This is a genomic window from Dietzia sp. DQ11-71 (assembly GCF_014144995.1).
Lineage (GTDB): Bacteria > Actinomycetota > Actinomycetes > Mycobacteriales > Mycobacteriaceae > Dietzia > Dietzia kunjamensis.
Genome location: NZ_JAALDT010000445.1, coordinates 1 through 8,680 on the forward strand (window position 1 = coordinate 1; position 8,680 = coordinate 8,680).

The following is an 8,680-nucleotide window of genomic DNA, read 5'->3' on the forward strand; positions in this document are numbered from 1 at the left end:
CACGTCCGGCGACCCCGACCCCGGCGCCGATCCCGCTCCGGTCGGCGCGGCCGGTGGAACGAGTGGCTACCCGGTGGCCGGGTCGCAGGAGGTCAGGAGGCGTCCGGCCCGGTGACCACGGGCCGTCCGCTCGCGGCCCAGGCCTTGGTCCCTCCGTCGACGCTGACGGCGGGGATGCCCCGGGCCTCCAGCGTCCGGCAGGCGGACTTGCTGCGATTGCCGGACGCGCAGATCACGAAGACGGTGGCCCCCTCCGGCGCGATGTCCGGGGCGGAGGCGACATCGCCCAGGGGGATCAGGCGCGCGCCCGGGACGTGGCCCGCGACGTACTCGTGGGATTCGCGGACGTCGATGAGCGGGGCGCCCTACTGGTGGTGGGAGGCGAACGTGTCTATGTCAGTCGTGGAAACCATGCCCGGAATATACCCCAGGGGGTACCGAGTCCGCCAGGGGTGCGATGGAGTCAGTCGCGGATGCGCTCGGGGTGGGTGTAGACGGTGGCGCGGTCGACCCGGCTGAAGGCGGCCAGGGTCACGCCGGTCTCGGCGGCGAGGTCCACCGCCAGCGACGACGGCGCGCTCACCGCGGACAGGAGCGGGATCCCCGCCATCGACGCCTTCTGCACGAGTTCGAACGAGGCCCGGCCGGAGACCTGCAGGATGGTCCCGCGCAGCGGCAATCGCCCCTCGCGCAACGCCCAGCCGACCACCTTGTCCACGGCGTTGTGCCGTCCCACGTCCTCACGCAGGCACAGCAGTTCGCCGGTGGGAGTGAACAACCCCGCCGCGTGGACGCCCCCCGTCTTGTCGAAGACCCGCTGGTGCTCGCGGAGCCGGTCGGGCAGGGACAGCAGGACCGCGGGATCGATGAGCGGCTCCGCCGGCTCGGCCGGGAAGTGGGTCGAGCGCCGGACCTCGTCGATCGAGTCCACGCCGCACACGCCGCAGGCGCTGCTCATGGTGGACGCCCGCGCGGAGCGGGGCTCCGGGATGTCCGGTGACAGGGTCACGGTGAGGGTGTTGTAGTCCTGTTCGGTCCGTCCGCTGACGGTGGTGCAGTAGCAGATCTCGGGCAGGTGCTCGCGGTTCCAGACGGCCCCCTCGGAGACCAGGTGCCCCGCCGCGAGGTCCATGTCGTCGCCCGGCGTCCGCATGGTCACGACGAACGGCTGGCCGCCGACCCTGATCTCGAGTGGTTCCTCGACGGCGAGCGTCGCCACCTCTCGCCTGACGTCACCCGCGGCGAGGATCCTGCGCGCCGGGTGACGAGCCGTCCGCCGTCCCATAGTCGCGCAGCCTAGCGCCGTCCGGGCCGGTGCGTAGGAGCAGGAGGGCGGCGAGCCCCACCGCGGCCAACCAGGTCAGCGGGTAGGCGTTGGTGATCACGGTGTAGATGACCGGCGGGATGTCGCCGCCGAGCATGAACAGGCCCATCGCCACCCAGCGGTCGTCCGGGAAGTTCGGGTCGGGGAAGCTCTGCACCCAGTTCGCGGTGGCCGCCCAGAGCAGCGCCGGCAGCAGCCAGAGATACCAGCGCCGGGCGCCGATCGCGTAGTGCACGGTCAGCACGAGTAGCGGGACGAACCACACCCAGTGGTGGCCCCAGGAGAACGGCGAGACCATGGTCATCGTCAGTCCGGCCAACGTCAGGGCGAGGAGCTGGTGCCCGGCGCGATGGGCCAGCGCGGCGACGCCCAGGCCGACGGCCGCCACCACCGCGGCCCCGAGCAGCCACGCCCAGGTGGGCGCCATCTCCGTGCCGGCGAGACGGGCCATGGCACCCCGCAGGGACTGGTTGGCCAACATGGCGTCGTGCCCGATCCGCTGGGACTCGAACAGGGTCCCCGACCAGTACCGCACGGCGTCGCGGGGGATCAGTAGGAAGCCGAGGGCGACGGTGCCGCCGAACGCCGCCCCGGAGACGACGGCCATCCGCCAGCGTCCGGTGAGGACCCAGTGCGCCCAGAAGAACGCCGGGGTGAGTTTGATGCCCGCGGCCAGGCCCGAACCGATCCCCGCCCACCGGCGGCCCGACCTCCAGGCGAGGTGGTCGGCCAGGACCAGGACCAGGAGGAGGATGTTGATCTGGCCCAACCACACGGTGGTCCGCACCGGCTCGGTGGACAGGGCGATGAGCGCGAGACACAGCGAGACCTGGGCGGTGACCCGGTCCGGGCGGTAGTCCAGCGCACGGAGGCACATCCGGACCGCGAGGTAGAGCAGGACGAGGGTCAGCGCGAGCCACGCCGCCTCCATCAGCCGCGGGGTCACCAGGTCCAGAGGGGCGAACAGCAGCGCCGAGAACGGCGGGTAGGTGAACGGCATCTCCGGGTAGAAGCGCCCGGAGTCGTCACCCGAGAGCAGTCCGTCGTACAACGGGATCGAGTTCAGGACGGCGCTGCCGCCCCAGCGGTAGACGTTGACGTCGAGGAAGTTCCCGGTGATGCCCCACCACGGGGTCCGCTCGTCGGGTACCCGCAGCACCATGACCACCGAGGCGAGGGCCAGCAGCGCCAGCGGGGCGCGCAGCCAGTAGGTAGTCGGAAGCGTCCGCACAGCCGGAAAGCCTAGTCCGTCAACGAGAAGACCGTTCCGCACGCCGTCACTCGGGCGATGCGTGCGGAACGGTCTTCTCGATGGGATCCGCCTCAGATGTAGATGGCCGGATCGATGTAGAACTGCGCGTCGCGCAGTTCCTCCTTGGTGGACCTGGCAGGCCGTGCCTCGCCCGGGATGCCCACGACGATCGAGTCGGCGGGGGCGCTCTTGACGACGACGGCGTTGGCGCCGACCGAGGAGTCGTCACCGATCTCGACGGGGCCCAGGATCTTCGCGCCGGCGCCCACGGTCACGCGGTCGCCCAGGGTGGGATGGCGCTTGGTCTGCTTGAGCGAGACCCCGCCGAGGGTGACGCTGTGGTAGAGCATGCAGTCGTCGCCGATCTCCGCGGTCTCACCGATGACGACGCCCATCCCGTGGTCGATGAAGAACCGTCGGCCGATGGTGGCGCCGGGGTGGATCTCGATCCCCGTGAGGAATCGGGAGAACTGGGACAGGACGCGTCCGGCGGTGCGGCCGGCGCCGCCGGCGTTCCACAGCCGGTGCGAGAGCCGGTGGAACCAGATGGCGTGGAGGCCGGAGTAGACGACGGCGTTCTCGACGTCGCCCCGGGCGGCGGGGTCATGGGCGCGCGCCGCGGCGAGGTCCTCGCGCAGCGTGCGCCAGAACCCCACCGGGCGATCGGACGTCGGCGTCATCAGTCGCGGTAGTCCTCGAACAGCATCGTGGAGACGTAGCGCTCACCGTAGTCGCACACGATGACGACGATGGTCTTGCCGGCGTTCTCGGGGCGCTTGGCGATCTCGAGGGCGGCCCACACGTTGGCGCCGGAGGAGATGCCCGCGAGGATGCCCTCCTCCTTGCCGAGCCGCTTGGCGATCTCCAGCGAGTCCTCGAGGGTCACGTCGATGACCTCGTCGTAGATCTCGCGGTCGAGGATCTCGGGCACGAAGTTGGCGCCCAGGCCCTGGATCTTGTGCGGTCCGGCCTTGCCCTCGGTCAGCAGCGGCGAGTCCTTGGGCTCGACGGCGACGATGTGCAGGTCCGACTTCTGCGAGCGCAGGTAGTTGCCCGCGCCGGAGATGGTGCCGCCGGTGCCGATGCCGGCCACGAACACGTCGATGTCGCCGTCCGTGTCCTCCCAGATCTCGGGGCCGGTGGTGCGGCGGTGGACGTCCACGTTGGCGGGATTGGCGAACTGGCGCGCCAGGACGGCGTTCTCACGCGTCGCGGCGATCTCCTCGGCCTTGGCCACCGCACCCTTCATGCCCTCGGAGCCCGGCGTGAGGATGAGCTCGGCACCGTAGGCGCGCATCACGGCGCGGCGCTCGACCGACATGGTGTCGGGCATGACGATGACGGCCTTGAAACCGCGGGCCGCCGCGACCATGGACAGCGCGATACCGGTGTTGCCGGACGTGCCCTCGACGATCGTGCCACCGGGCTTGAGGCCGCCCGACGCCACCGCGTCGTCGATGATCGCCGCGCCGATGCGGTCCTTCACGCTCGCGGCCGGGTTGGCGGACTCGAGCTTGGCCAGGACGGTGGCCTGCAGTCCCTCGGTCAGGGAGTTGAGACGGACCAGCGGGGTCTTGCCGATGGTCTCAGAGATGTCGGAGTAGATCTGCGCCATGGTGTGTTCCGTTCTGAAGAATGAACAGGTCTGTCTATTCGCGAGTGTACGCGATAGGTCGAGATGGCACGAGGGTGTGGCCAGGGAATGGTCCCCTGATTGCCACGAGCGCCCGTCGGGCCGATAATCGACTGCGCTCCATTTTCATCGTCGCCCGAAAGGCCGCCTCCGGCATGCGCGAGATCACCGTCCCCGCCCAGCGAAACTTCATACGTTCCGACCTGATCCCGGTGGTGGCGCGAGGGCGCGCCGCCACGGCGCCGCGGGCGGTCCCGTTCGACCATCACGTCGACGGCCGGTGGCGATCCGTCTCCAACGCCGAACTCGTCGAGCGCGTGGACAGGATCGCGGCCGGACTCATCGCGGCCGGCGTCGAGCCCGGGGACAGGGTGGCGCTCATGGCCGGAACCCGCCTCGAATGGGTGCTGGTCGATCTCGCCGTCTGGACCGCCGGAGCCATCACCGTGCCGATCTACCCGTCATCCTCGGCGGGGCAACTCGAATGGATTCTCGCCGACTCCGCGGCGAAGGTTCTCGTGGCCGAGAACGATGACCACGTCGTCGTCGTCGGAGACACGACCGTCCCCGACACCTGCACCCGGATCCTCTACCTCGACGACGGCGGGCTCGAGGCCCTCGAGGCCGACGGCGAGTCCGTCGAGGCCGAGACCCTGGACGCCGCGGTGGCCACTCTCGAGCTCGACACCCCCGCCTCGATCATCTACACCTCCGGCACCACCGGACGGCCCAAAGGTTGCGTGATCACCCACCGCAACCTCCTGTCGGAGTGTCACGCGCTGCTCGACCACCCCATCGGGTCGATGGCGCAGCAGGGCAAGAAGGTCCTGATGTTCCTGCCACTGGCCCACGTGCTCGCCCGCGCCGTGACCTACACGGTCTACCTCGGTGACGCGACCGTCGGCTTCTGGGACGACACCTCCACCATCCTCCCGCGCTTCGCCGATTTCCGGCCGCACATGATTCTCGGGGTCCCCCGCGTCTTCGAGAAGGTGCGCGACGGGATCGCCACGAAGGCCGCCGCCAAGGGCGCGGTTCAGAGGCGGATCTTCGAGCGCGCCGAAGCGGTCGCCATCGAGGACAGCCGTCTGCGCGGCAACGACGGACTGGACGACGCGCGCCGGCCCTCGCTCCTGCACGCCGCCCGGTACAAGGCTCTCGACCTGCTCGTGTACAGGGCCATCCGCGCGGCGCTCGGCGGTCGCTGTGAGTACGCCATCTCCGGCGGAGGCGCCCTGCCTGACCGCATCTCGCACTTCTTCCGCGGAGCCGGCGTGCCCGTCTACGAGGGCTACGGGCTCACCGAGAGCACCGCCGCCGCGACCGTGAACGGCCCCGGTTGCCAGCGCATCGGCACCGTCGGGCGACCCGTGGCCGGGACGAGCGTCCGGATCGCCGACAGTGGTGAGGTGGAACTGGCCGGCGAGCTGATCTTCGACCGCTACTGGAACAACGAGGAGGCGACCGCCGAGGCCGTCCGCGACGGCTGGTTCGCCACCGGTGACCTCGGCTCGCTCGACGCGGACGGCTACCTGACGATCACCGGTCGCGCCAAGGAGATCATCGTCACCGCTGGCGGTAAGAACGTCTCGCCGGGGCAGATCGAGGACGCGATCCGGGCGCATCGACTCGTCGGCCACGCGGTCCTCATCGGTGAGGCCCGTAAGTTCGTCTCCGCGCTGATCGCGGTGGACGAGGACGAGCTCCGGGACTGGGCGGAAGAGAACAATCACGGCGGCCGGCCGGCCGAGGACCTGGTCACCGACCCCGCGCTGCGCGCCGAGATCCAGGCCGCCGTTGACGATGCCAATCGGCAGGTCTCGCACGCCGAGGGCGTCAAGAAGTTCGTCGTACTGCCCCGCGACTTCACTGAGGACTCGGGCGAGTTGACGGCGACCCTCAAGGTCAAGCGGCACGTGGTCGCGGAGCACTACGCCGGGCAGATCGAGGGCATGTACGCCTGATCGGGCGGATGTGGGAGCGCCCGGACCCCGTCCGGGCCCGGGCGCTCTCACGATCGGTGGATCAGGCGTCGGTGTACAGCGACTCGATCTCGCTGCCGAAGCGGTCGTGCACGATGTTGCGCTTGAGCTTGAGCGTCGGGGTGAGCTCGCCGCTCTCCACCGTGAACTCGGCCGCGAGGATCTTGAACTTGCGGATGGACTCCGCGCGGGAGACCGACTTGTTGGCCCGGTCCACGGCGTCCTGGATCGCGCCCACCAGGTCGCCGTCCCGGAGCAGGTCCTCCACCTCGCCGGTCTTGCCGTGCCTGTCCCGCCACGCGGGGAACGTCTCCGGGTCGATCGTGACGAGCGCCGCGATGTAGCTGCGGTTGTCGCCCACCACGACGGCCTGGCTGATCAGCGGGTCGGAGGTGAGCAGGTCCTCGAGCTGCGAGGGCGAGACGTTCTTGCCGCCGGCAGTGACGATAAGGTCCTTCTTGCGGCCCGTGATGGACAGGTAGCCGTCGGAGTCCAGCTCGCCGATGTCACCGGTGTGGTACCACTCGCCGGTCCAGGAGTCCTCGTTGGCCTGCGGATTCTGCCAGTAGCCCTTGAACAGGGTCTTGGCCTTCGCCAGGACCTCGCCGTCATCGGCGATCTGGATGGTCACACCCGGGATCGGCGTGCCGACGGTGCCGATCTTGGCCCGGTTGGTCGGGTTGACGGTGAGGACGCCCGAGGACTCGGTCAGGCCGTAGCCCTCGAGCAGGTCGAACCCGGCGCCGCGGAAGAAGTGGCCCAGGCGGGCGCCCAGCGGCCCACCGCCCGAGATGATGCGGTCGCATTCGCCGCCCAGTGCGTCGTGCAGCTTCGAGTAGACGAGCTTCGAGTAGAGCTTCTGCTTGACCTTCAGCGCGGCCGACGGCCGGCCGCCGTTCTCGAGGGCCTTGGAGTAGTCGATGGCCGTCTGGACGGCGGCCTTGAAGATCTTGGCCTTCGCGCCACCGGCGTTCTCTGCCTTTGCCGCGGCGGAGTTGTAGACCTTCTCCAGCACGCGCGGCACCGACACCAGGAAGGTGGGGTGGATCTCGCCGAGGCGCTCGATGACCTTGGTGGTGTCCGGCTCGTGCGCCACGGCCACGCGCTTGTAGAAGCACGCCACCTCCAGGATGCGGGCCAGGACGTGGGCCAGCGGCAGGAAGATCAGGGTGCGGCTGTTGGGCACGAACGCGTCCTGGAGCTGCTCCTCCACGGCCACCACGACGCCGCCGAACCCGCCGTGCAGGATCTCGCAGCCCTTGGGAGTGCCGGTCGTGCCGGAGGTGTAGATGATCGCACACGGGTCCTCGTGGCCCATCGCCAGCGAGGCCTGCTCGAGCTCCTCGTCGGAGACGGCCGCGCCGGCCTCGGTGAGCTGGGCGACGAGATCGTTCTCGATGACGAGGATGTCGCCCTGCCACTCGGTCTCCGCGGCGAGCACCCCACGCAGGTCGAGGTCCTCGACCACCGCGACGGTCGCCCCGGAGTCCGTGAGGATCCAGTTGCACTGGGCCGACGACGAGGTCTCGTAGATCGGCACCGTCACCGCGCCGACGGACCAGGCCGCCCAGGCGATCAGCGACCACTCGTAGCGGGTGTGGCTCATGATCGCGAGGCGGTCCCCCGGCTTGACGCCGCGGGCGATGAGGCCCTTGGCCACGCCCTTGACCTCCTCCAGGTACTGGGCGCAGGTGACCTCTTTCCAGTCGCTTCCGACGCGGCGCAGCACGGCGACGTCGTTCGGGGCCTCCTCCGCGTTCTCGAACACCAGTCTGGCCAGGTTCGGGACGGGGAAGGGCTTCGAGGCGGGAGGGGTGGCGAACTCGGTCGTCATCGCGATCCTTCGGTCATGTGTGGTCTGTATCACTGTCAAGTGTAGAGGGTTGCTCGCCATCCGTGTTCAGCACGGTCTACTTAGATCCGTTTATGAGGGGCGCGTCAGGTTCGTGATCCTCGTTACTGTGATATGGGTTACACTAGCGTCATGTTCGGGGGTACGGGACCCGCGGCGAGCCTGCTGGTGGCCGAGTCGTGGGAGCGCAGCAGGCACCGGGGGATCGACCCCACGGTGGTCGCGCCGTCGGTCGAACTGGAGGGTCCGGACCTCTCCCGCCACGTGGCGCAGCACCGGATGGCGTCGGTCCTCCCGGTGGTCGAGTCCGTCCTCGTCCCGGGGGTGGTCTCCAGCGGGCACATCGTCGCTGTCGCGGACGAGCGGGGACGACTGCTGCGGGTGATCGGTGACCGCGGGGTCAGGTCCCGCGCGGAGTCCATGGCGTTCATCCCCGGCGCGGTCTGGACGGACGAGGCGGTCGGGGCCAACGCGCCGGGGCTCGCGCTGAGGCACGACACCGAGGTGCGGGTCCGCGGATCCGAGCACTATCTTGAGATGGCCCACGAATGGAGTTGTGCGGCGGCACCGGTCCACGACCCCGCCACGGGTGAACTGATCGGGCTCATCGACGTCACCGGCCCGAGCAGCGCCACCT

8 protein-coding genes are annotated in these 8,680 nt (G+C 69.7%); 2 read left to right on the forward strand and 6 right to left on the reverse strand.

Going from position 1 to position 8,680, the window contains the following annotated elements; all coding sequences use genetic code 11:
• Window positions 1-92: 92 nt before the first annotated feature.
• The 5 genes from G6023_RS14200 to cysK form a co-directional block, all read right to left on the reverse strand.
• A complete protein-coding gene (locus G6023_RS14200) occupies window positions 93-353 on the reverse strand; it encodes a rhodanese-like domain-containing protein (protein WP_182636125.1) in 261 nt (86 codons plus the stop codon).
• A 110-nt stretch (window positions 354-463) separates the two neighbouring features.
• Complete coding sequence (gene fdhD, locus G6023_RS14205; RefSeq protein ID WP_182636117.1) at window positions 464-1,285, reverse strand: formate dehydrogenase accessory sulfurtransferase FdhD; 822 nt, start codon at window positions 1,283-1,285, stop codon at window positions 464-466.
• Window positions 1,233-2,555 carry a glycosyltransferase 87 family protein gene (locus tag G6023_RS14210; protein ID WP_182636119.1) on the reverse strand — a complete coding sequence of 441 codons (1,323 nt, stop codon included), beginning with the start codon at window positions 2,553-2,555 and terminating at the stop codon, window positions 1,233-1,235. The genes fdhD and G6023_RS14210 overlap by 53 nt, the downstream gene beginning before the upstream one ends.
• Window positions 2,556-2,647: 92 nt before the next feature.
• Window positions 2,648-3,256 carry a serine O-acetyltransferase EpsC gene (gene epsC, locus G6023_RS14215; RefSeq protein ID WP_067714980.1) on the reverse strand — a complete coding sequence of 203 codons (609 nt, stop codon included), beginning with the start codon at window positions 3,254-3,256 and terminating at the stop codon, window positions 2,648-2,650.
• Window positions 3,256-4,191, reverse strand: a complete 936-nt coding sequence (gene cysK / locus G6023_RS14220) for a cysteine synthase A (protein WP_007629536.1) — start codon at window positions 4,189-4,191, stop codon at window positions 3,256-3,258. The genes epsC and cysK overlap by 1 nt, the downstream gene beginning before the upstream one ends.
• 173 nt (window positions 4,192-4,364) lie before the next feature.
• On the opposite strand from cysK, the gene G6023_RS14225 reads away from it, so the two are divergent.
• A complete protein-coding gene (locus G6023_RS14225; RefSeq protein ID WP_182636121.1) occupies window positions 4,365-6,173 on the forward strand; it encodes an AMP-dependent synthetase/ligase in 1,809 nt (602 codons plus the stop codon).
• 61 nt (window positions 6,174-6,234) lie between these two features.
• On the opposite strand, the gene G6023_RS14230 is transcribed toward G6023_RS14225, so the two are convergent.
• Complete coding sequence (locus G6023_RS14230; protein ID WP_182636123.1) at window positions 6,235-8,025, reverse strand: AMP-dependent synthetase/ligase; 1,791 nt, start codon at window positions 8,023-8,025, stop codon at window positions 6,235-6,237.
• Window positions 8,026-8,175: 150 nt separating this feature from the next.
• Here G6023_RS14230 and G6023_RS14235 point away from each other — a divergent pair.
• A partial coding sequence (locus G6023_RS14235; RefSeq protein WP_347570777.1) for a GAF domain-containing protein occupies window positions 8,176-8,680 on the forward strand: 505 nt, incomplete at its 3' end.